This is a genomic window from Microcystis sp. BLCC-F210 (genome assembly GCF_042134685.1).
GTDB lineage: Bacteria > Cyanobacteriota > Cyanobacteriia > Cyanobacteriales > Microcystaceae > Microcystis > Microcystis aeruginosa_D.
Genome location: NZ_CP169647.1, coordinates 2,096,797 through 2,118,195 on the forward strand (window position 1 = coordinate 2,096,797; position 21,399 = coordinate 2,118,195).

Genomic DNA, 21,399 nt, shown 5'->3' on the forward strand with positions numbered 1-21,399 from the left:
TTTAGAATCTCTTTCGATTTTGCCACCGATCCCCTTGTTAATCTAATACGATAAAAAGACTCCCTTTGGCCAAAAGCTCGACTTTTTGGCCAGCAGATCGGAATTATAGGGGCAAAGTTCCTCAAAACCTGTCCTTGATTCCTGCAATCCCTGTACCCTATCAATACCAGAACATGATTTTATCTTTCTTGCAGACAAATAAAATTTCTGACGATAATACACCTTGGTGGCTGAAAATTACCTCCCTTTATCCCCACTGTACCTACTATTTTGGTCCCTTTGCCTCTTTTGAGGAAGCACAACAGCATCAGGGGGGTTATCTCCAAGATCTAGAGTCCGAAGGAGCGCAAGGAATCAGTCTTTCGATCGAGCGGAGTAATCCCCATTATTTGACCGTTTTTGACGATGGAAATCAGCATCTAGCTAAAACGTTCCCTTCCCATGCTCGAACCTTTTCTCGCTTTATTTCTTAAGTCTCCCTGTCCTCTTTGTCAACGGCAGAGCGATCGAGAGCTTTGCCGTGATTGTAGGCGACAATTACAGTCCTATCGTCAGAATAAACCGCTTTTTCTCTGGCGTGGTCCTATTCCCCTGTTTATCTGGGGACGCTATGAAGGTAAATTAAAACAGGCGATCGCTAAAATGAAATATGATCGCCATCCGGCTCTCGGCTCTTTGCTAGGCAGTTGCATGGGGGAAACTTGGCTGCTTCGTCCTCCCCTCACCGATAAACGTTTGACGGTGATTCCTATCCCTCTCCACCCGGAAAGGTTAAGGGAAAGGGGTTTTAATCAAGCAGAAGTCATTGGCGAGGGTTTTTGTCGTTTAACCGGTTATCATCTGGCTAGTCGCGGATTAATTCGGATCAAGAACACGGCAGCCTTGTTTAGTATGGCAGCCGAGGAGAGAAAAAAGACGATGCAAGCGGCTTTTCAATTGGGGAAAAATTTACCGAAATCAGTGCCGATTCTCTTAATTGATGATATTTATACCACGGGAACCACGATTGAGGAAGCTGTGCAGGTTTTACGCACAGAGGGATATCGGGTAGTCGGTGCGATCGCTCTTGCCAGTTCCAAAATTAGCTAAAATGCCCAGACGGATCCGTCTAGGCATTTTAGAGTTAGATTAAATTAAGTGCGTTTGATCTTGTCGTATTGACTGATGAAAATCAAACCGATAGTGGCGGGGATCAGGACGATAACCGCACCTAAAACAAGGCTCCAGAGAAAGTTAGCTAAAGAGGGTGTCATGATAGATAAATCCTTTGTCATATTTTCAAAGACTTAGTTTTTTATCTTATCACCTTGAGCGAGAAGACCTCCAGTGCCACAGTCAGATAAATGCGATCGCAGGTTATTATATGTCTTCAATCGCTGAAAATAAAATCTCCCTTGACTTCTCAAGGAGATAGGGATGTTTGACAATAGTTGATGGTTACAAAAGTTCACACTAGACTGGCAAAGATTTTTATGGCTACTGACGATCGCAAACGGCGCATTCTCGATCATCTCTCCAGAAGTACCACTGGTGCTGACTATATTCCCAAAAAACCGCTGCCAATTGTGGAAACTCCCCCGGTGGCAGCGGAACCCGTGGCAGCGCCGCCTCCAGTAACTCCTTCACCGGAATTAACCGCTAAAGAGCGTAAAAGAAAGATAATGTCCCATCTTTCCATGAGTAGTCAAGATTTTGGCGAAATTACTAGCACTGCCCCCGAAGAAAAGCGTAAACGCCAAATTAATGACCATCTGCGCCAAAGCCAAGGATAAATAGTAAGGAGTGAGAATTAGCCACTAGGCATCTTCTAGACTGTTCTCGCTCCCTCATTTTCTGCTGTCGATGGCAATAATGACAGTTGTTGCAAATCAGTTCCTCGCTCTGGCAACAAGGGAATGTTAAAGTTAGTAATGAGTGCTTCGGTGATCGGATGACGTAATTTTTCTGTGGAACCCACATGATAAAAATGCTGTTTAGTATAGATATAAAACTGATCAGCACTCCAATTTTTTTTAATTAAAGGATTGCTCCTAAACTGATTACTGTGCCAAGTGGACAAAATAAACCGACAAGAAATATCCTTTAAAATAGTCACCAAACAATCTTCATCCTCTTCAGACCAAGAGTTAAAATAATCGGCGTGTCTCCCTAAATAGGGAGGATCGAGATAGATCAAGTCTGTTTTTTGCCAATCAGATAAAGTCTCTCGAAAGTCAGCAACTTGAAAATTATAATCAGTTTTAATAAGAATATTTTCTATGGCAATAACTTGATTGACTATTTTGGTAATATATGCTTGAGAAAATCGCTCTGATTTATGACAGTAAGGGACGTTAAACTGTCCCTTCCGATTGAATCTGATCACGCCGTTAAAACAGGAGCGATTGAGAAATAAAAAATCTAGAGAATTAGGAGATTGATTAAATCTTTCTCGTACTTGATAATAATAACTTTCTCCCTGCTCCTTAAGAATTTGACCATTTTCTTGCAAAAAAAGCTTAACAGTTTTACTGGTAATAACTTGATTTTTTAGATTATTATAAAACTGGATAATATGAGTATTTGTATCCGCAAGTAAAGCCTTTTTCGGATTAATATTAAAAGCCACCACTCCCGATCCAGAAAAGGGTTCTATCCAACGCCCAAAGCTCAGATCAGACACAATATTTTTAACATCTTTCACCAATTTAGTTTTAATTCCTTGACACTTAATCGGTGGCACCAGTGGTGTTAACTTCACTAAACACTCTCCTCATCAACAGTAATCTCTATCCATAGCAAACTTAGCTCCTGTTGGCCCGCGAATAAAGGTCAAATCAGGGTAAAAATTTTGTTGAGATACTAAATCTATCTTTAATTGGTTACATCTAGCAAAATTATCAAATATGGGAAAAAGAAGCAATTCTAGGATTTTAGAGATGATTTTCGTATCAATAGATATAGTATATACTTCTAGGCAGTTTAAATTCAGTACAGCTTATCCCAGAAACCATGAGACTCTTGTTAGAACACATGAACTCAAAAATCTGGCTCTTCTAGGTTCTGTGTGATCAGTTTAACTTACATGATCCCTCAATCTTGGTGTCCTTTGTGTCTTTGTGGTTCGTTCCACCCCCCCGCTAGGAAGAATGTATCTTAGAATACATTTTACCCACCAAACCCAAGAGAGCCAAAATCTCTCGTCACCATTCTTGTCAGAATTATGAGAATTACGTTACATTTAGTTAAGATTTAATTGGCTGCGGGGATTAATCTCGAAAAAATAACGTAAAATCCTTGACAAAAACAGCTAAATGAGTTAAGCAAAAATCTTTATCCTAGAACCACTAAACAAACATGAAACTATCCTGGAAAACGATTTTACTGTGGACATTGCCCGCCCTTGTGGTCGGTTTTTTCCTCTGGCAAGGCACTTTTGCCACCGCCACCAGTAATATCGGCAATAACACCGCCAGTACCCGCATGACCTACGGACGCTTTCTAGAATACCTAGACAGTGGTAGGGTTGTTAGCGTCGATCTCTACGAAGGTGGCAGAACCGCGATCGTACAGGCCCTAGATCCAGAACTAGAAAACCGAGTACAACGCCTACGGGTCGATTTACCAGCCAATTCCCCGGATTTAATCGCCCGTTTACGCGATTCTAAAATTAGTTTCGATGCACACCCGATGCGGAATGACGGCGCTTGGTGGGGATTCCTCGGTAATCTAGTTTTCCCCTTTTTGCTGATTGCCGCTCTCTTTTTCCTGTTCCGCCGTTCTAATAATATGCCAGGCGGCCCCGGTCAAGCGATGAGTTTTGGCAAATCAAAAGCTCGCTTCCAGATGGAAGCAAAAACCGGCATCACCTTTGATGATGTGGCAGGAATTGACGAAGCGAAGGAAGAATTACAGGAAGTCGTCACTTTCCTCAAACAACCGGAGAAATTTACCGCCGTTGGTGCCAAAATCCCCAAAGGAGTCCTGTTAGTTGGTCCTCCTGGTACGGGTAAAACCCTGTTAGCTAAAGCGATCGCCGGTGAAGCGGGTGTGCCTTTCTTCAGCATTTCCGGTTCGGAATTTGTGGAAATGTTTGTCGGTGTCGGTGCTTCTCGCGTGCGCGATTTGTTCAAAAAAGCCAAGGAAAATGCTCCCTGTTTAATATTTATCGATGAAATTGACGCAGTAGGTCGTCAACGGGGTGCCGGTATCGGTGGTGGTAACGATGAACGGGAACAAACCCTAAACCAATTATTGACAGAAATGGACGGTTTCGAGGGGAATACGGGAATTATTATCATTGCCGCCACTAACCGCCCCGATGTTCTCGATTCCGCTCTCATGCGTCCAGGCCGTTTTGATCGCCAAGTAACCGTCGATGCGCCCGATTTTAAAGGTCGTTTAGAGATTTTAGACGTTCACGCCCGTAATAAAAAGCTGGCCAACGACGTTTCCATTGAAGCGATCGCCCGTCGCACACCGGGGTTCAGTGGAGCAGATTTAGCCAATTTACTGAACGAAGCGGCAATTTTAACCGCCCGTCGTCGTAAAGATGCCATTACCCTCCTGGAGATAGATGACGCAGTAGATCGCGTTATCGCCGGTATGGAAGGTACTCCTTTAGTGGATAGCAAGAGCAAGCGCTTAATCGCTTACCATGAAGTGGGTCATGCGATCGTGGGTACGCTCTTAAAAGATCACGATCCCGTCCAGAAAGTGACTCTGATTCCCCGGGGACAGGCCCAGGGTTTAACTTGGTTCACTCCCAACGAAGAACAGGGGTTAACCACGAAAGCGCAGTTAATGGCCCGGATTTCCGGTGCTTTAGGTGGTCGCGCGGCCGAGGAAGAAATCTTCGGCTATGATGAGGTGACTACCGGCGCCGGTGGCGATTTACAGCAGGTTTCTGATATGGCGCGTCAGATGGTGACTCGTTTCGGGATGAGCGATTTGGGTCCTTTGTCCCTAGAAAGTCAAGGTGGTGAGGTGTTCCTCGGTGGCGGTTTGATGACTCGTTCCGAGTATTCTGAGAAGGTCGCTACTCGCATTGATGATCAGGTGCGATCGATCGTGGAACACTGTCATGAAATTTCTCGGCAAATTGTCCGCGATCATCGCGAAGTGATCGATCGAGTGGTGGATCTGCTGATCGAAAAAGAAACGATCAATGGGGAAGAATTCCGGCAAATTGTGGCTGAATACGCCTACGTTCCCGAAAAAGAACAGTTTGTACCACAGTTATAGGTTGATTTCAATCTATATGCGATCGGGTGGGTTAAGACTCACCCGATTTTTTTATCCTAGTTAGGGTTTGCTGAATAAATGTGAAATGTAGGCAAGGTAAGAGTTTTGTGGCTTTTTTCGCGAAACAGGTGCAAGATTTTGAGAGAATCGTCGTTCAAAACCTTGCGTCTTCATCGGCCCGCGTCCTGTAGGGGCGAAGCATTCGGTTAGAAAATCTACGGTTTCACCGATAGGTGATTGTCCGAATGCTTCGCCCGTACTTTTTGCCGCAAACCCTAGTTAAGGGTTCAAAAACGACAAAAATAAGGATTAAATTGCCTAAAATCTGTAAATAGACAATTTAATTGATTATCATTCATTCTTAATTCTCCTGACGACCGACTACTGGCTACTGACTCCTAACCCTAACAATAATTTTTTGATTTTTACAATTAGTTATCATCATCATCGTCATCGTCTTTTTTATCCCGTTGATTATCATCGTCTTTTTGCCGATTTTCCCCGTCTTCATCGTCATCTGCGTCCGTTTGCGGCGATTCCACCGTGGTGGGGACGTTTTTCGGTTCTTCGGCTTCTTTTCCTCCCTGACAAGCACCTAAAACCGTAGTCAAGGTTAACAGAATCAGCAAAACTAAGGATTTGATTTTCATGGTCTTTCTCCCCACTCGATCGATAAATATAACAATTTTAAGACTTTTGGGCGGTGGATAGCTTGGCCAATGCCAAGAAAGTGCATTCCCAGACTAAACGGGGTTGAACGTAGGCTAACAGCTGCCGGCGGGTTTTTTCCAAGATTTCTAAAATCGATCGCTCTCGTCGTCGTTGCCAATCCTCATACTGAAGATAACTCACATACCATAATTGGGTTTCCGTGTCAAGAGTTTGAGCGATAATTTTTGCTAATTCCAGTGCTTGGGAAAGTTTTAGGGGAAATTTGCTGAAAGATCGCGGTAAATCTTGGGGGAGACTGTCGAGAAACTCTAAAGCGGCGATCGCTTCTCCGGGGCTACCTTGAGCTAAACCGAGAATTGCCGGATAATTGAGAACGCGAGCTTGTCCGTTAGAGCGCAGGACTTGAGCGAGATTTTCTTCCGAAAGACGCTGAAAAGGGATGTGTTGACAGCGAGAAACGAGAGTGGGTAGTAAAGAGGAGGGACTGGGAGCAATCAGGATTAAAGTCGCTTTTCCCGGTTCCTCAAGCGTTTTTAAGAGCGCATTTGCCGCCGATTCCGTCATGGTGTCTGCTTCCTCGATTACCACCACAGAGCGGGCCGATTCGAGGGGAGGACGACTTAAAAAGTTAGTAATCTCGCGAATTTGTTCGATGCGGATTTGCGGGGGAGCTTTGCGCTTGAGATTGCTTTCCTGTGCTTCTTTTGCGGTGAGCAGTTTGCCTTGGTGTTGATAAGTGGGTTCAATCCAGAGTAAATCGGGATGATTGCCCCCTAAAAAGCGTTTCAGGATTAATTCCCTTGTTTCTGGAGATCGATCTCTAGTTAACAAGTCTTGACAGAAACATTTTGCTGCTAGATTGCGTCCAATCCCCTTAGCGCCGGCGAATAAGTAAGCGGGAGCGATCGAATTGACTTCAAGCGCTCTTTGTAGTAGTTCAATGGCCTGATTTTGACCAATTAACCTTGACCAATTTATCATCTTTTCCCTGCCATGGCTCGCTATTGCTGTTCCTATTTTGTCGGGATTTCTCCTCATCAGACCGGGTTTTTATACGATGATATATTAAGTTTGGGTGAATTTGAAATCATCAAGCGCCGGACCGATGTCTTGCTTTTATCGGAAGTTCCTAACGATGCTTTCTTTCCCCAGTTAGTGAAAGTGGAATTGTTTATTCATCCTCCCACTAGCTCGGAACTTCAGATCGATTTATTGGTAAAAAATCATGAATTGCCCCTGAGAACTAATAATCGTTGTCGGCGATTTTTTGAATCTATTCACCAGATTATTACCAACAATTATCAAGGTCAATCCCTGACCAGAATTACCGCTTAACCCGATTTGTTCCTGTCTCCGTCAACTGACAAAGACAGGGACAAAATGCCATCTTGGCTCTCTTGGGTAACGCACCACAAAGACACAGAGGACACAGAGATTGATAGCTCCTGTATCAGTTAAACTTATCACACAAGGAATAATAGAGCTGCTCTTTTTGGCGCTTGATAGATTTATCGAGAAAAAATCGGTAATTGCTTTAATTTTTGCCTTCCTTAGTCGATGTGAGCGTGGGAAATTGACGACGTAAAAGCAGGGAATTACTCACTACCATAACCGAACTAAAAGCCATCAAAGCTGCCGCTAGGGCCGGACTGAAAGCTAGACCCCAATGGGGCAGTAATAAACCACCAGCAATGGGAATAGCAAAGGTATTATAACCCAAAGCCCAAAAAAGATTTTGTCGGATTTTTTGCCATGTAGCCAGACTTAAATGCAGAGATTGCACCACATCCTCCAGGCGATCGCTAATTAAAACGATCCCGGCCGTTTCCATGGCCACTTCCGTGCCACCGGCCAGAGCAATACCGATGTTAGCCTGTCCTAGTGCAGGAGCGTCATTGATACCATCCCCGACCATAGCGACGATTTTGCCCTCTTTTGTCTGTAGATCTGCAATTAAGGCGGATTTTTCGGCGGGAGCAACTTGGGCATAAAATTGGCTAATACCCAAACTATTAGCGATCGCTGTCACTGCTTCTCTGCGATCACCACTGAGTAAAATCACCTCTAAACCGAGTTTTTGCAACTGATTCACGGTTGTTTGAGCATCGGGACGTAATCGATCCTGAAAAGCGATCGCGCCGAGTAATTGTTCTTCCATCCCCAGATAAATCACCGTTTTACCCGCTTGTAAAAGCTCTTGAATACTGGGGATAGTTTCATCGATTTTAATGCCGTTCTGCGCCAACCATTGCCGATTTCCTAGAACAATTTTCGACCCCTGCACCCTTGCCGAAACTCCCAATCCGGCTACAGTTTGAAAATCTTCCCCCGTCAGGTTAGTAGGAGGAGTAACCGCGTCTAAAATCGCCCGAGCAAGAGGATGATTAGTACCACTCTCCACTACTGCCGCTAATTGTTGAATTTCCAGGGAATTAAGCTCAGAAAAACTCAAACAATCGGTAATTTCTGGATGACCTTGGCTAAGGGTTCCCGTTTTGTCAAAAACCACCGTTTGCAGTTGCGAGACGGTTTCCAAAACATCGCCCCCTTTAATTAAAATACCCCGTTCGGCTGCTAAACTGGTTCCCACCAGTAGGGCCGTCGGTGTGGCTAAACCGAGAGCGCAGGGACAAGCGACCACAAGCACGGAAATCGCTAATTTTAGGGACAAAAGTAGGGGAGAAGTGGGTTGAATCATCTCGTGGTGTCCTGTGGTTGACCCTAACACCTCTGGAAACAGCCTAGTTCCCCAAAAATACCAAAAGAGCAGCACAATTAGGGCAATTATCATCACTCCGTAGGCAAAATAACCCGCTACCCGGTCCGCTATCTTCTGTACCGGGGCCTTGCGAGTTTGGGCTGATTCCACGGCTGCGATAATCTTAGCTAGGGTGGTATCGGTCCCCACCTGACGAGTTTGCACTGCGATCGCACCAGAGAGATTGAAACTGCCAGCAATGACTAGATCTCCCATTTCCTTAACCACCGGCAGCGATTCCCCCGTTAATAAAGCTTCATCTACCGTGGTTCTTCCCTGAATAATCTCCCCATCCACGGGAATTTTTTCTCCGGGTAAGACGCGCACCCATTCCCCGACGCGCAGCTGTTCCACGGGAATGGCCACGCCCACACGGTCATCTGTACTACCAATCAGGTGAGCCACTGCCGGTTGTAGGGAGGTAAGCGCTTCTAAGTCTGCGGCTGCGCGATGACGGGAATGCGCTTCTAGAGTCCGTCCGAGGAGAATAAAACCTAACAGCATGACTGGTTCATCAAAAAAGCACTCTAGACCGAGATTAGGGAAGATAAGAGCCAAACAACTGGCTATATAGGCGCTACCTGTGCCTAAACTAACGAGAGTGTTCATATTTGGCATCCCGTGCCGTAATCCCCGCCAACCATCGATGAAAATATCGCGGCCGGGGAATAAAATGGCTAGGGTGGCTAAGGTCCAGTGAAAAGCAATGCTTTGAAAGATGGGGATTTCTGGTCCCCCGATGTGGTGTAAGTGACCAATCAGGGAAAAAACCAGTAAACAACAAGCGATCGCTAATCGGTATAATTGTTGTTGCCGTTCTTTTTGTTGGTTTTGCAGCCGTTGATTTTGTTGAGAAAGGGGAGTCGATGAGCTGCGCGGTTGGGTGGGGAATCCAATCGCGGTTAATTTTGCGGCTAATTGCTCTGGTGCGATCGCATCCGGTTGGTATTCAATCACGGCAATTTCCGTGATTAGGTTAACTTGGGCCGATTTTACCCCTTGATTTTGGCTGAGTTGTCTTTCTACGGCACTCACACAGCCGGCGCATTTCATGCCTTTTACGTCTAGAGTAGCGGTTTTTAGTCCAGTTTCGGCGGCTAGGATCATAGAAAAAGTAGGCAAGGATGGTCTTTACTTCTATCCTAGAAATTCTCGGCCGATTTTTAAACTATTTTGGCGATCTCTTCCCGATCCATTCTCGATCGGCAATAGATCTTGTAGGGTGCGTTAATGAAATGTAACGCACCTTATCTAATGTTCAAAATTCGTGCGTTACGCTGACGCTAACACACCCTACTGGACTGACACAGCTAAAATAGGGCAATAGATAAGCTCAACTGAGGACATCAATCATGGGAAGATGTAGGCGAGATAAAGTTCATCTGACAGTCGCACAACGAGAAAACTTTGAACAAATCAGTGGGGAAGGGTTCATCACAGAGTACGCTAATCGGCATAACACGCTTATCGTAATATTGTACGGAAAACTTCTTGCGATCGCTCCATTTGAGCGTAATATACGGAAAGATTCTTAAAAAAATGCGTATTTGGCGTGATATACGGAAAATTTCCGCATACTATATAGTTAGACACCCAGTTCTAGGTGAGAATATAATCTAATTTGTTGGGTTCTTCGGTTTGTGTTATGTAATGGACGGGGGTTATAAGAGATGGAACCCTTATAGAGAAAGACATTGGACGATTTTTGTCAATTGTTTTTGATCTAGAGCGAGCTAATCAGTTAAATCTTTTGCCAGATAAGGATTTAGTCGATTTATGCCCCCCTATCGAACCATAACAAGTAACGAAGAGCCATTTGTTGCGTGAGTATGCCCACCATCTTGAACATTATTCTTTCTCGAGGAGCTTTCTATGTCTGATTCAAATATAAGAGTTGGAAAAATTGGTAACATTAACGCAAACAATAACAAAGGGGTTGTAAATCTTCTTGCTGTAAGCCAAGATATTCAAAACTCCATTTCAGACTTAGCTTTGTCAGATGCTAATGAGCAAGCTAATGCCAAAGAACTCCTTGAAAAATTGCGTAAGGAGATTGAGGATGCTTCAGAACTCAATGATAAAGAAAAAGAGAGAGCTTTAAAGCAAGTTAAAAGTTTGGTGGAAACTTTACAAATGAAGACACAAGTACAAACAGATTCAGGTCTTCAGGAACGTGCAGAAAATGCAATCACTTTGATAAGAGGCATTGTTGCTGGCATTTCTAGTGCAGTTTCAATATTCAAAGTATTGTCTGAAATTTCCTCTTTGTTTGGTATTGCCTAAATTTCAATATTTTAGCTATTCAAGTGTTCCTTCATGACGTAAAAGAACACTTCTTTTTGATAATTAACTTTAGGTGTTTTCTATACTGTTTTCAATTCAACTAATATACAAGTAGATGACACGTTCTTCAGCCATCGCTGTTATTTTATCGTTTCTAGTGCTATTCATTGCACTAAAAATAATTTTTCACTGGTCAAGTCCACTAGATATCTTTCGAGGTATCCTAATTATCCTATTCTTCGGTTATTTCCCATCTATCTTAGCAATATTAGTGGGAAATACTCTTGATAATACAGATAGGTTTAACCCTATATTTCGCGTCATATTATCAAGCATTATTTTGATAGGCTTAACGGCGACTATCATTTTAGGGATAGTAATAAGAAATGCTCCTCGTGATCTACCTCGACTTTCACCTGGCGCACAATCAGAGATTTCTAAGGCTTTCGAGAGGCTTCCAAGAGGTATATTTGTGTTTTCTTGTCCTAAAGAAATGACTCTTGGAATATCTGAAAAATGTAAAGCTAGGATTGCAAATGAAGAGTTTTTATCAGCATTTCAACAACTTTTAAGGGAAGGATTGGATAAAGATATAAGTGAAAGAGAACTTCGATATGTTAGTCCCATAATGAATGTCAAACTAACATCTCAGAAGTTCCTGTCGTGGAAAGCCTTTGATATCAATCCACAAGAAGATGGTGGTAATCAACCAGTTATAGATCAAGACTTTACTAGTTGGGAGTGGGATGTAACTCCACAAGAATCAGGCAAAAAGAAGTTAAAGTTTATAGTGTCTGTCATAATTAGAATTCCTGGCTACCAAGAATTACTTCCAAAACGATATGAAGAAAATGAAATCGAGGTAGCCGTCAAGCATAATCCAATTTTCTCTTCGACTAATTTTGTAAAACATAACTGGAAGTACCTTGTGGCAATAGTCTTCTCTTCGTTAATTGCTTTTCTAATTGCCAAAAAACTTAAGATAATAGGAACAAGTATAAAAATAGGCAGCATAGGTGACATCGATCTAAAGAATAACGAGGGTGTCATAAACCTTCTTGCATCTAGCCAAAATATAAACAGTAGTTTTTCTAAAACATCTTTCGTTAGAAAAATGGTAGAAGGTTTACCTGATTCATCTAAAATAATGAAGAATTCACTAGAAAATTTACGCCAATTCATTCAGTATAATCCTAAGCTAAATAACGAGCAAAAAGAACAAGCCTTTGATGTAGTAAGAAGACTAATCGAGCTTTATATGGAGCAGGATAAGCCAAATATTCATGGCTGTGTTCTTACTGAAATGGACAAACTTAAGACAATAATAAGGAATGGTTCTAGTGTTGAAGCAGGATTTAAACTTGTAGATCAAATAGCATCCATGTTATTGAAGAGGTTGTAGATTGAATCCATGCGGAAGTTGCTTGATTGGTTGTGGATTGGTGCTTTATTTGAGTAGTGCGATCGCCTCGCCCGTAGGTTGGGTTGACGCAAGGAAACCCAACATCAATCAACTCATAACAGTGCGATCGCTGATCTTGTAGGTTGGGCTGACGGTTGTTACCCAACTCCCTCAAAACCAAGATTAAATGCAGTAGGATAGACGTTGGATAGATTTTCTAGATTGCCGTGAGTGAAAGCGTCTATATTGAAACCAGCGTTATTGGCTATCTGACAGCCAGATCGACCAAAAACTTGGTTATTGCTGGGAATATCGAAACGACAAGGGACTGGTGGCAAAATCGCCGTAATGATTTTCTTCTCTATATCTCACAGGTTGTTTTAGATGAAGTCGCTAAGGGAGATACAGAGATTGCTTTGAAAAGGTTAGAAATTGTCAATGAAATGCCTTTGGTTGAACTCAATCAAGCTGTACGCAACTTGGCAGCCCAGTTTCTTATACGAAGCAACCTTCCTGCCAAAGCTTCTGATGATGCGGTTCACATTGCTGCGGCGACTGTCCACGGGCTAGATTACTTGTTAACATGGAACTGTAAACATATTGCCAACGCTCAAATTCAGAGGAAGTTGGCAGAGCTCAGTCTTGATTTGGGATACGAGTTACCCATAATTTGTACTCCTTACGAACTTTTAGGAGATTATAACGATGTGGCAAGATGACATTTTAGATGAAATTCATAAATTTCGAGAAGAACACGCTAAATCCTTTAACTACGATTTGGATGCAATGTTTGTAGATTGGCAAAAAAGACAAGCAGAAAGTGGCAGGCAGGTAGTCAGCTTACCACCAAAGCAAGGTCTAACAAGTCGTTGGAGCCGACCAAAACAGGATGAACCACAAGAATCTCAAATCTAATCGTGGCGGCTCAACTTAGCCGTTAGACCGACAATGATTCGTACTTGTCTTTGTAAATAGTCCGATTGGTTAGTTATGATTGCGATGCCGAAGGCACTGCGTAGCAGTACGCTGATCTGGTAGGGTGGGTTAATGAAGTGTAACGTACCGATGATATTTTGCAGGTTTATGCCGACAATTTTATGGGTTGCTCTAGAACCGGAAAATTCTGAATTATCTGTGGGAGTGTAATCCCATAGTAAAATGCTTTATAAAAGCTCAACAAATTCGTCAACGCTCAAGCCGACTTGCCGAATAATTGCGCGTAAAGTACCTCGATCTAGTTCTTGATGATCTGGTACCGAGACTGTTGTTTTGGGAGCTTCACGTACTAAAATCATGTGACTTCCACGCTGACGCTCTACGGCAAAGCCTATTTGCTCAAGTGCTTTTACACATTCTGCGCCTGAGATAACACGTAATTTACTCATACCAGAATGACCTCAACCGTATCATTGGGAACAGGTTCACCCCGATCCTGTAAAACTTCGATATACAGAGCGATTGCCTCTTCAATATTGGCTAGAGCCTCCTCACGAGTTTTTCCCTGGCTAATACATCCTGGCAAACTAGGAACTTCGACAACAAAGTAACTATCCTCACCAGGATAGAGAAGTACTTTACGGCTGGATTCAGCTTGTGGTTTAACCATAATCATTGCTCGATAACTATTTGGTTGTTTCATTCAAATATTAACATTTTATGTTCTAGAACCAGTGTGATGCCGAAGGCACTGCGTAGCAGCACGCCGCTCTTGTAGGGTGCGTTAACGAAGTGTAACGGTGCGATTCGTTTCTAGGGGAATAAATAGCCTAGAGTGCTGATAAAACAGCATAACTGACAAAAAGGATGTAGGTGAAAGACCTACCCTGTAAGGGACACAGTGACTCCCGACCTGCCCCCAGTGACTGGACTCGGAAATCTAGAGGCTGAAGCGGGGAACAAGGACGCAATCAGAGCCAAAACAGATAGGCGCAAGGAGCGTTAACGGGGAGTATGATCGCCGCTCTTGTAGGGTGTGTTAATGAAATGTAACGCACCTTATCTAATGTTCAAAATTCGTGCGTTATGCTGACGCTAACACAGGCTACTGGACTGACACAGCTAAAATAGGGCAATAGATAAGCTCAACTGAGGACATCAATCATGAGAAGATGTAGGCGAGATAAAGTTCATCTGACAGTCGCACAACGAGAAAACTTTGAACAAATCAGTGGGGGAGGGTTCATAACAGAGTACGCTAATCGGCATAACACGCTTATCGTAATATTGTACGGAAAACTTCTTGCGATCGCTCCATTTGAGCGTAATATACGGAAAGATTCTTAAAAAAATGCGTATTTGGCGTGATATACGGAAAATTTCCGCATACTATATAGTTAGACCGCAGTAGCCACACACAAGAATTAATCCAAGGGAAGTAAAAAATTCGATCATTGCCCTAAGTATTTTTGCTGGTTTTGTAATAATGCCTCAACCAACTGTTGCTCAAAATTTACCATCTGGTATGTATGTGGACAAAGCCGAGAATGCCATATACTACTGGGATAACACACGAAAAACAGCTTGCCATGTGGTTAACCCCGTTCAGCACAGAGTGTTTATGAATAATGGGACACAAAACCAATCTGGTTCTTTTTCATCTGCAAATGTAGTTCGCCGAGGTGATTGCTTGTGGCCTAATGGCGTTTATGAACCACCGGGGGAAGGCAAAGCTTTCTTCGTAAAGGGGACTTCGATTTGTCACATTCCAACAGCACGGCTGCATACTTTTCTAGCTCAGAAATTTGGAGTTAAAGAAAGCTCTTCCTTTGACATTATCTCTAGAGGATTGAGAAATAGTGGCATTTGCTCAACAGACGAATCCCTTTACTAATGTGATCGCTAACCTGCAACTGAATCTGTAGCCCCAAAGGACTGATCTTGTTAGGTCATCACCCAAGCTAAAATAGACTTGTAAGCTCAAACAAGATCAATCTTATGACAGTCCGACAACCCCGCTATAGCAAAGAAGAGTTTGCCCAACGTGGCGATCTCATTTACCAAACTCAAATCCGCCCACAAGTCGAGGCAGGTAATCATGGCAAGATTGTGGCTATTGACATTGAAACAGGGGCGTTTGAAATTGCTAATGATACGATGACTGCCACTCGTCTGCTTCGAGAACGGTTTCCCGATTCCCAAACTTGGGTAGTCCGAATTGGCTATCGCGCAGTTCATCGTTTCGGTGCGCGAAGCTTGAAAGAAAAGCCATGATGCAAGGATACGTCAATAAGAATTATGAAGCCACGATTCTTGTGGTTGTTCGCAACAATGCCAAACTAAAATCTATTAATGCTGTCATTGATACAGGATTTACAGGTTTCCTAAGTCTTCCCAACGACATCATTACTGGGCGTTGCTGAATTAAGGTATGATTAGGCAAAATGGCGAGCATTCAGAGGAAAATAACTTCTGTTATTTGAATAAGGAACTGGAACATCCTCAAATTTTAGGTAGTGAATTAGTAATCGAATTGAATGTCTGAGCATTTGTTCAGACTTGGAATAACAAAGAGTTTTTCGATGTAACCTGGCTAAATAATGTCTTAGTCTAGTATTTTCTCCCTCTACTCTGGTCATATAAGTTTTGCTAATAATCTGGTCTCCGTCGGGGATAAAATTAGGGTAAACTTTCCATCCATCTGTCACATAAAAATGACATTTCCACTGACCAACAACTTTCCATAAGTCCGCAAAAGTTTTAGCACTATGTTGCCGAAGGCACTCGCCTTGCGAGACCGCCTAAAACCCATCCTAAAATCCCTGTTTTAAAGTGATCTACCGCTGTCCATAACCAGATTTTGTTTTTTTTGAGCCGACAAATGTTTCTAATTCATCTAATTCTCCCACATCGGGAATTGTTTGTGGGTCATAATAATCCGGTAAAAGTTCGCCGACTTGTTTAACCCAATTCATAATTGTCGTATGATGAACGTTTTTAACCCTTTCAATGGCTCGAAAACCCAGACCATTAACATACATTTTCAGACATTCCCGTTTCATTTCTTCAAAAATAACCTCTCTGGGGTTCATAAACCTCTATAAATTGTCTTCCGCAGTTCACACAAATATAGTTCTGTTTTCCTTTTTTATGACCATTTTTATTGATATGATTGGATTGACATTCAGGACATTGCATAATTTCTGAGTTTGATAATGGGTATTTTTGGGTGATCGCCTTCCTCCTCAATCATACCCTAAATCAGCAACGCCCATTACTGAACTAGGCTTGCCGTGGAGTTATCGAGATCGTGGAACATTAGGAGATGGTAGTGAAGTTTTGTTTGATATTTACGACGCGGTAGCCATTTGGGATGGCAAATCCCAAGAGATTGAAGTAAATTCAGCAGAAACAGATCCGCTAATTGGGATGAGTATGCTTCGCGGCTATCGACTGCAAGTAGATACAATTGAAGGCGGATTGGTAATAATCACAGACCTGTCAGACTTTGCTAGTAATCAGCCAAAAGCCGTCTAACACTGCGTTGGAGCCGACTTCATCAAAAGTGATCTTTAAAAGCCAAAGTTTGACTGCTGCGGCTCAACTAGACCGTTATACTGAATCGGTTTTTAATAGCATGATTAACTCCCAATCCCACTTGAAAAACCCGCTCCCTTCTCCCCACTGCTGTAACAAAAAACAACTATCCCCCGATAGCGATCGCGAAAAGTCGAATAATTATAAATTTTTGCTAAGGGTGGGGTCAGATATAGGAATCATGGCTAGAATGAGCCTAATTGTCAGGAATTTAGTTAAACAAGGTTTTTGGCAAGATGCTAGTCTGGCTAACACGCTTTTGGAAGTGATATAGGGAAAACTTCGGGCGATTGCGCCTAAATGGGGTGATATACCGAAAGTTGACCTATATTGTTACTTTCAAGAGTGTTATACGGAAAGTTTCTGTATAATCTCTAGTTAGATGGAATTAGACCGCAATTGCGATAGAATTATAAGTTAGCTGACTTTATCTGAATATTTACGAGAAAATATTGCTATTTATAATGCTTCTAAGTATAATAGATATCGTTGAATTCAAGTAGTAAAACATATATCAAACAAAGTAACTGGCACAGTAAAGTTTGTTATTGCTATTTATAATGCTTCTAAGTATAATAAATATCGTTGAATTCAAGTAATAAAACATATGTCAAACAAAGTAACTGGCACAGTAAAGTTTTTTTAGCGAAGCGAAAGGATTTGGATACATCCAGCAAGACAATGGCCCCGATGTCTTTGCTCACTTTTCTGCAATAACCGGTGATGGTTTCAGAACTTTAGTTGAAGGTCAGCGAGTAGAGTTCGTGGTCAGCCAAGGTACAAAAGGTCCCCAGGCTGAAAATATCCGCGTCCTATAGAACCCATTGGCTCTTCTGGTTTCTGTGTGGAAACGAGGTCTATAGTGATAAGCTAAGACGCATTTAAACCGCTTATTCTTACATTAGCCGAACCTCCCCCAATCCCCCCAATCCCCCACCCCCCCTGCCCCCCCCGACATCGGGTGGGGTCGGGGGGGTGTTGCCTCTTGCCTTTTGCCTATCTTTACTAGGAAATTAATTTTGCACGACTACTTATATCTATATCCTTACTTTTAATCATGATACCAATACTCACCCCCTGCTGAATGTCAGACACATTCTCATACTTTCTAGCGGAATTATCGCCATTAGCCTGTAGTAGTAGTAAGGAAACCCAACACACAATAATTGTTATGATTTCTTGGAGCAGCTTGAAAAATCAATCTTCTATGTTCAGCAACATCACCACATCAGTGAAGAAATCGGCACTCGGCAAGGGGCAGTATGAAAATGGGATCACTCATTCAGATTTCAGATGGTATATGGTAAAATTTGCATAATTCAGTAAGATTAGTATTATCCTATATTATTTCAACTCAACTTCCTATGAGTAACAAATCTACGATTAAATTGCTGATCGCTTTTAACGATCCTAACCTGGAGCCTGAAGAACGCGACGAACAAGCCCAAGTATTACTGACAGAACTACAACAGGCAGATGAAGTTGAATCGGTTAAACGTATTCTTGATCCCAATCCCCCTGAAGGCAATAAGTCGTTGGGCGGTTTTTTGGGAGGAATGTTAATGACCGAAGTTAACCCCGCTAATGGGAAAAAGTTGTTAGGGTTTCTTGGCGATCGCCTGGGAGGTAAACCGATAGAATTGTCGGTAGAGGCCAATGGTCGCAAGTTGACGGTTAAGGCTCACAGTCGAGAAGAATTGGAAATGGCTATTAAAGCGGCTCAAGACTTTATCTCAGGTTAAAGAAGGTATTATGGCAAAATTTGCTTTGTTAATTGGTGTGAGCGAGTATTCCGAAGGATTGCGTTCAATTTCTAGCGCGACTCAAGACATTGAAGCAATGCGCCGAGTATTAGAGCATCCGGACATGGGAGCCTTTGATCAGGTTACAGTGTTGTCTAACCCAGACAAAGGGAGCATGGAAAGAGCAGTCGAGGATTTATTTACTAATCGCCAGAGAGACGACTTAGTTCTTTTATATTTTTCTGGACATGGTCTTAAAGATCAAACGGCTGAATTTTGCCTAAGTGCAAGAGACACTGAGCGTGATCAGAATGGAGAGCTTCGTATCTCAACAATTTTAGCCGCAAGTAAACTTAATAAGTATATGAACAATAGTCGTTCCCAAAGGCAGATGATTATTCTCGACTGCTGTTTTAGCGGAGCATTGGTTCAGGGAATGCCAATCAAAGGGGAACTTAACATTCAAGAGGAATTAGGAGGTAAAGGAAGGGCGATTTTAACCTCTTCTAGTCCGATTGAATATTCTTTTGAGTCGGAAGATAAAGATTTGTCCATCTATACAAAATATCTAGTTGAAGGAATTGAAACTGGTGCAGCAGATAAGGATGGTGATCAATTAATTTCTGTTAATGAATTGCATGAGTATGCCAGCGAACGAGTAAAGGAAGCTGCCCCGGCAATGACTCCCAAATTTTATCTTTCTCTTGAAGGAGAGGATACTATTTATTTAGCCAAATCTCCTCTTGCTGCCACTAATCCTATATTTATTTATCGTGAGAAGGTTAGAGAAATTCTAGATGAATGGAGCAAGGAAAATATATGTAAAGAAAATTTTAATCGTGTAGAAAGAAACTGCCTAAATGAACTAAGAAACGAATTAGATTTATCATTACAGGAGGCAGATATTATCGAATACGAGAATCTTGCGCCATTTAGAAAAAGATTACAAAATTTAACAGAGTACAAAGCAACTTTTAGAGAATTATTAGCTGATTCTATTTCAATAACAGAAGGAAACAGAAGGAGACTAAAAGAGTTACAAAGCCGTTACGGGCTGAGGGATGAGGATATTCAGGTGATTGAAGAAGAAGTGCAAAATGAGGTTTATCCCATTACTCCGAGGATTCCAACAAGCACTTCTCCTTCTGCAAAAATTGCCCAAATTTTGCATTCTATAAAAACTTCAAAGCTCCAAAATTTCAAATTAAATCTGCCAGTTAGCATAGGAATAGCATCAATAGCAGTTGTAAGTTTATTTGCCATTTCTCGCCCTTATATTATTCAATCTGATTGTCCAAAACAAACGGACGACTTTATTAGTGAAGGAGAAGAAGTTCTTAATTACTCTCAATCGTTTAACGAGAAGAAAGGTGCAGAATATTTTGCACAGTGTGATTATCAAGAAGCCTTGTCAAGATTTGAGAAAGCATGGCAAGAGGATAGGCTAGATCCAGAAACATTAATTTACTTAAATAATGCTTTACTAGAAGCCAATAAAAAGCCATATTACACCATTGCTGTTGCTGTTAGTATTCCCAAAAATCAAAATAGCTCTAATGATGATGATGATGATAGTCGAGCAAAAGAAATGTTACGAGGAGTAGCACAATTACAAACAAAAATTAATCTAGGAATTTTAAATGACAATGATCCATTCCTCAAGTATTTTCCAGATCAAGATTTTATCAACAAAAAAGCGATTAATGGTAAGGGATTAAAAGTTGTCATTACTAATGATGAAAATGACGAATTACTAGCCAAAAAGACAGCATCATCTCTTTCCCAGCGTCCTGAAATTTTAGGGGTTGTTGGTCACTATCCCAGTGAAATGACTGTGGCAACGGTGGATATTTATAAGGAAAATGATTTAGTTTTGATTTCTCCCGGATCAACGACTAGCGAGCTTACTAAATACCCCAGAAAAAATTTCCTGCGAACTGTTTTTTCCAGCGATCAACAATCTCCTGCCATTGCAAAATTTTTACAAGAAAAGTCTATTAAAAAAGTGGTGGGCTTTTATAGTGAAGGAAGTCCATTTAGTGAATCTTTTTTTAATAGTTTTAAAACTATTTTTACACGCCCTCCATTCTCTGGAACTGTAGTAAAATTAGATGAATTTGATCTGGGAAATAATTTTAAGGCAGAAGAAGCCATCCAAGAGTTACGAAAAAGACAAGGAAAAATAACAGAAGAAATAGGGCTTGTACTATTCCCAAAAGCAATTGGCGATGCTGAAGGCGATGCAATTAAACTTATAAAACTTAATAATAGTCAAAATTGGGTTATCGGATCATGGGGGCTTCGTAGTTCTCGTACCTTAGAACAAATTGACAACCTACAACCTTTTCAAAAGTTTGTTATTGCGGTTCCTTGGGATTCTTTGACCAGTCCTGACCCGGATTTTCTTAAGGATGCCAAAATTTTATGGACTACAACTTCGGTTAATGCACTAACAGCCCTATCCTATGATGCAACGCTTGCTCTAACAAAAGCTCTAGAAAAGGAAAATAATCCCACACGAATTAATATCCTTGAACACTTAAAGTCTCCTGATTTTCTTGTCACTAAAGGTGCAACTGGGACAATTCAATTCGATGAAAATGGCGATCGCAAAAAAATTGATGAAAATGGCGATCCCCAAAATCCCTCCGTAGAATTTGTTCACATTGTGGAGTGTCGGACAGACAAGTTAGATTTTGCTTTTGTCCCAATCAAGTATCCTACTGCTAAAGATGCTGGTTTATCCTGTTTAAACTCACCCAAAAAGCCTAGTCCCTAGCTAATCA

At 41.9% G+C, this 21,399-nt stretch carries 24 protein-coding genes and 2 pseudogenes; 17 read left to right on the forward strand and 9 right to left on the reverse strand.

Going from position 1 to position 21,399, the window contains the following annotated elements:
- Nucleotides 1-173: 173 nt before the first annotated feature.
- Nucleotides 174-473, forward strand: a complete 300-nt coding sequence (locus tag ACE3JL_RS10080) for a DUF1816 domain-containing protein (protein WP_271991122.1) — start codon at nt 174-176, stop codon at nt 471-473.
- On the forward strand, nt 442-1,089 hold the full coding sequence (locus ACE3JL_RS10085) for a ComF family protein (RefSeq protein WP_271991034.1): 648 nt from the start codon (nt 442-444) through the stop codon (nt 1,087-1,089). The genes ACE3JL_RS10080 and ACE3JL_RS10085 overlap by 32 nt, the downstream gene beginning before the upstream one ends.
- Nucleotides 1,090-1,133: 44 nt before the next feature.
- Here ACE3JL_RS10085 and psbX read toward each other — a convergent pair whose 3' ends face one another.
- Nucleotides 1,134-1,253, reverse strand: coding sequence for a photosystem II reaction center X protein (gene psbX, locus ACE3JL_RS10090; protein ID WP_002733679.1), 120 nt, complete (start codon nt 1,251-1,253; stop codon nt 1,134-1,136).
- A 219-nt stretch (nt 1,254-1,472) separates the two neighbouring features.
- Between psbX and ACE3JL_RS10095 the strand changes: the two genes are divergently transcribed.
- Nucleotides 1,473-1,772 (forward strand): hypothetical protein, encoded by a 300-nt coding sequence (locus tag ACE3JL_RS10095; RefSeq protein ID WP_002759071.1) that lies wholly within the window; start codon nt 1,473-1,475, stop codon nt 1,770-1,772.
- 35 nt (nt 1,773-1,807) lie between these two features.
- Here the strand turns inward: ACE3JL_RS10095 and ACE3JL_RS10100 are convergent, their stop codons facing one another.
- The gene (locus ACE3JL_RS10100; protein WP_375329397.1) at nt 1,808-2,740 is read right to left on the reverse strand and encodes a DNA adenine methylase; all 933 of its coding nucleotides are present in this window, start codon (nt 2,738-2,740) and stop codon (nt 1,808-1,810) included.
- Between the two features lie 15 nt (nt 2,741-2,755).
- Nucleotides 2,756-2,971 carry a type II restriction endonuclease gene (locus tag ACE3JL_RS10105; RefSeq protein WP_375329604.1) on the reverse strand — a complete coding sequence of 72 codons (216 nt, stop codon included), beginning with the start codon at nt 2,969-2,971 and terminating at the stop codon, nt 2,756-2,758.
- A gap of 365 nt (nt 2,972-3,336) precedes the next feature.
- On the opposite strand from ACE3JL_RS10105, the gene ftsH2 reads away from it, so the two are divergent.
- Nucleotides 3,337-5,223 carry an ATP-dependent zinc metalloprotease FtsH2 gene (gene ftsH2, locus ACE3JL_RS10110; protein ID WP_008195899.1) on the forward strand — a complete coding sequence of 629 codons (1,887 nt, stop codon included), beginning with the start codon at nt 3,337-3,339 and terminating at the stop codon, nt 5,221-5,223.
- Between the two features lie 431 nt (nt 5,224-5,654).
- Here the strand turns inward: ftsH2 and ACE3JL_RS10115 are convergent, their stop codons facing one another.
- Both ACE3JL_RS10115 and holB read right to left on the reverse strand, forming a co-directional pair.
- Complete coding sequence (locus ACE3JL_RS10115) at nt 5,655-5,873, reverse strand: neurohypophysial hormones like protein (RefSeq protein ID WP_271988547.1); 219 nt, start codon at nt 5,871-5,873, stop codon at nt 5,655-5,657.
- A 37-nt stretch (nt 5,874-5,910) separates the two neighbouring features.
- On the reverse strand, nt 5,911-6,876 hold the full coding sequence (holB, locus tag ACE3JL_RS10120; RefSeq protein ID WP_375329398.1) for a DNA polymerase III subunit delta': 966 nt from the start codon (nt 6,874-6,876) through the stop codon (nt 5,911-5,913).
- A 12-nt stretch (nt 6,877-6,888) separates the two neighbouring features.
- Here holB and ACE3JL_RS10125 point away from each other — a divergent pair, with 12 nt between their 5' ends.
- Complete coding sequence (locus tag ACE3JL_RS10125; RefSeq protein ID WP_002734498.1) at nt 6,889-7,230, forward strand: hypothetical protein; 342 nt, start codon at nt 6,889-6,891, stop codon at nt 7,228-7,230.
- Nucleotides 7,231-7,429: 199 nt separating this feature from the next.
- On the opposite strand, the gene ACE3JL_RS10130 is transcribed toward ACE3JL_RS10125, so the two are convergent.
- Nucleotides 7,430-9,760, reverse strand: coding sequence for a heavy metal translocating P-type ATPase (locus ACE3JL_RS10130; RefSeq protein ID WP_375329605.1), 2,331 nt, complete (start codon nt 9,758-9,760; stop codon nt 7,430-7,432).
- Between the two features lie 765 nt (nt 9,761-10,525).
- Here ACE3JL_RS10130 and ACE3JL_RS10135 point away from each other — a divergent pair.
- The 4 genes from ACE3JL_RS10135 to ACE3JL_RS10150 all read left to right on the forward strand — a co-directional run bounded on the left by ACE3JL_RS10135 (nt 10,526) and on the right by ACE3JL_RS10150 (nt 13,253).
- Nucleotides 10,526-10,936, forward strand: coding sequence for a hypothetical protein (locus tag ACE3JL_RS10135; protein WP_103113277.1), 411 nt, complete (start codon nt 10,526-10,528; stop codon nt 10,934-10,936).
- A gap of 115 nt (nt 10,937-11,051) precedes the next feature.
- The gene (locus ACE3JL_RS10140) at nt 11,052-12,338 is read left to right on the forward strand and encodes a hypothetical protein (protein WP_103113276.1); all 1,287 of its coding nucleotides are present in this window, start codon (nt 11,052-11,054) and stop codon (nt 12,336-12,338) included.
- A 227-nt stretch (nt 12,339-12,565) separates the two neighbouring features.
- The gene (locus tag ACE3JL_RS10145; protein ID WP_375329399.1) at nt 12,566-13,057 is read left to right on the forward strand and encodes a type II toxin-antitoxin system VapC family toxin; all 492 of its coding nucleotides are present in this window, start codon (nt 12,566-12,568) and stop codon (nt 13,055-13,057) included.
- A complete protein-coding gene (locus tag ACE3JL_RS10150) occupies nt 13,044-13,253 on the forward strand; it encodes a hypothetical protein (protein WP_002732654.1) in 210 nt (69 codons plus the stop codon). The genes ACE3JL_RS10145 and ACE3JL_RS10150 overlap by 14 nt, the downstream gene beginning before the upstream one ends.
- A gap of 248 nt (nt 13,254-13,501) precedes the next feature.
- Here ACE3JL_RS10150 and ACE3JL_RS10155 read toward each other — a convergent pair whose 3' ends face one another.
- Nucleotides 13,502-13,723, reverse strand: a complete 222-nt coding sequence (locus ACE3JL_RS10155; RefSeq protein WP_002764761.1) for a type II toxin-antitoxin system HicA family toxin — start codon at nt 13,721-13,723, stop codon at nt 13,502-13,504.
- Nucleotides 13,720-13,977, reverse strand: coding sequence for a type II toxin-antitoxin system HicB family antitoxin (locus ACE3JL_RS10160; protein WP_002764762.1), 258 nt, complete (start codon nt 13,975-13,977; stop codon nt 13,720-13,722). Before ACE3JL_RS10160 ends, ACE3JL_RS10155 begins: the two co-directional genes overlap by 4 nt.
- A gap of 783 nt (nt 13,978-14,760) precedes the next feature.
- Between ACE3JL_RS10160 and ACE3JL_RS10165 the strand changes: the two genes are divergently transcribed.
- From ACE3JL_RS10165 to ACE3JL_RS10175, 3 genes are all read left to right on the forward strand, one after another.
- Nucleotides 14,761-15,168 carry a hypothetical protein gene (locus ACE3JL_RS10165; RefSeq protein ID WP_043995679.1) on the forward strand — a complete coding sequence of 136 codons (408 nt, stop codon included), beginning with the start codon at nt 14,761-14,763 and terminating at the stop codon, nt 15,166-15,168.
- 104 nt (nt 15,169-15,272) lie between these two features.
- Complete coding sequence (locus ACE3JL_RS10170) at nt 15,273-15,548, forward strand: hypothetical protein (RefSeq protein ID WP_002787156.1); 276 nt, start codon at nt 15,273-15,275, stop codon at nt 15,546-15,548.
- Nucleotides 15,545-15,697 carry a hypothetical protein gene (locus tag ACE3JL_RS10175; protein ID WP_375329400.1) on the forward strand — a complete coding sequence of 51 codons (153 nt, stop codon included), beginning with the start codon at nt 15,545-15,547 and terminating at the stop codon, nt 15,695-15,697. Before ACE3JL_RS10170 ends, ACE3JL_RS10175 begins: the two co-directional genes overlap by 4 nt.
- Before the next feature lie 12 nt (nt 15,698-15,709).
- Here the strand turns inward: ACE3JL_RS10175 and ACE3JL_RS10180 are convergent.
- Nucleotides 15,710-16,472: pseudogene (locus ACE3JL_RS10180) on the reverse strand (IS1 family transposase).
- Between the two features lie 90 nt (nt 16,473-16,562).
- Here ACE3JL_RS10180 and ACE3JL_RS10185 point away from each other — a divergent pair.
- From ACE3JL_RS10185 to ACE3JL_RS10205, 5 genes and pseudogenes are all read left to right on the forward strand, one after another.
- The gene (locus ACE3JL_RS10185; RefSeq protein WP_375329401.1) at nt 16,563-16,811 is read left to right on the forward strand and encodes a hypothetical protein; all 249 of its coding nucleotides are present in this window, start codon (nt 16,563-16,565) and stop codon (nt 16,809-16,811) included.
- 28 nt (nt 16,812-16,839) lie between these two features.
- Entirely contained in the window at nt 16,840-17,145 is a 306-nt protein-coding gene (locus ACE3JL_RS10190) for a hypothetical protein (RefSeq protein WP_375329402.1), read from the forward strand.
- 333 nt (nt 17,146-17,478) lie between these two features.
- Nucleotides 17,479-17,689 (forward strand): annotated as a pseudogene (locus ACE3JL_RS10195) (cold-shock protein).
- 546 nt (nt 17,690-18,235) lie between these two features.
- Nucleotides 18,236-18,613, forward strand: a complete 378-nt coding sequence (locus ACE3JL_RS10200) for a hypothetical protein (RefSeq protein ID WP_002754965.1) — start codon at nt 18,236-18,238, stop codon at nt 18,611-18,613.
- A gap of 10 nt (nt 18,614-18,623) precedes the next feature.
- On the forward strand, nt 18,624-21,392 hold the full coding sequence (locus tag ACE3JL_RS10205; protein ID WP_375329403.1) for a caspase family protein: 2,769 nt from the start codon (nt 18,624-18,626) through the stop codon (nt 21,390-21,392).
- The last annotated feature ends 7 nt before the right edge of the window (nt 21,393-21,399 follow it).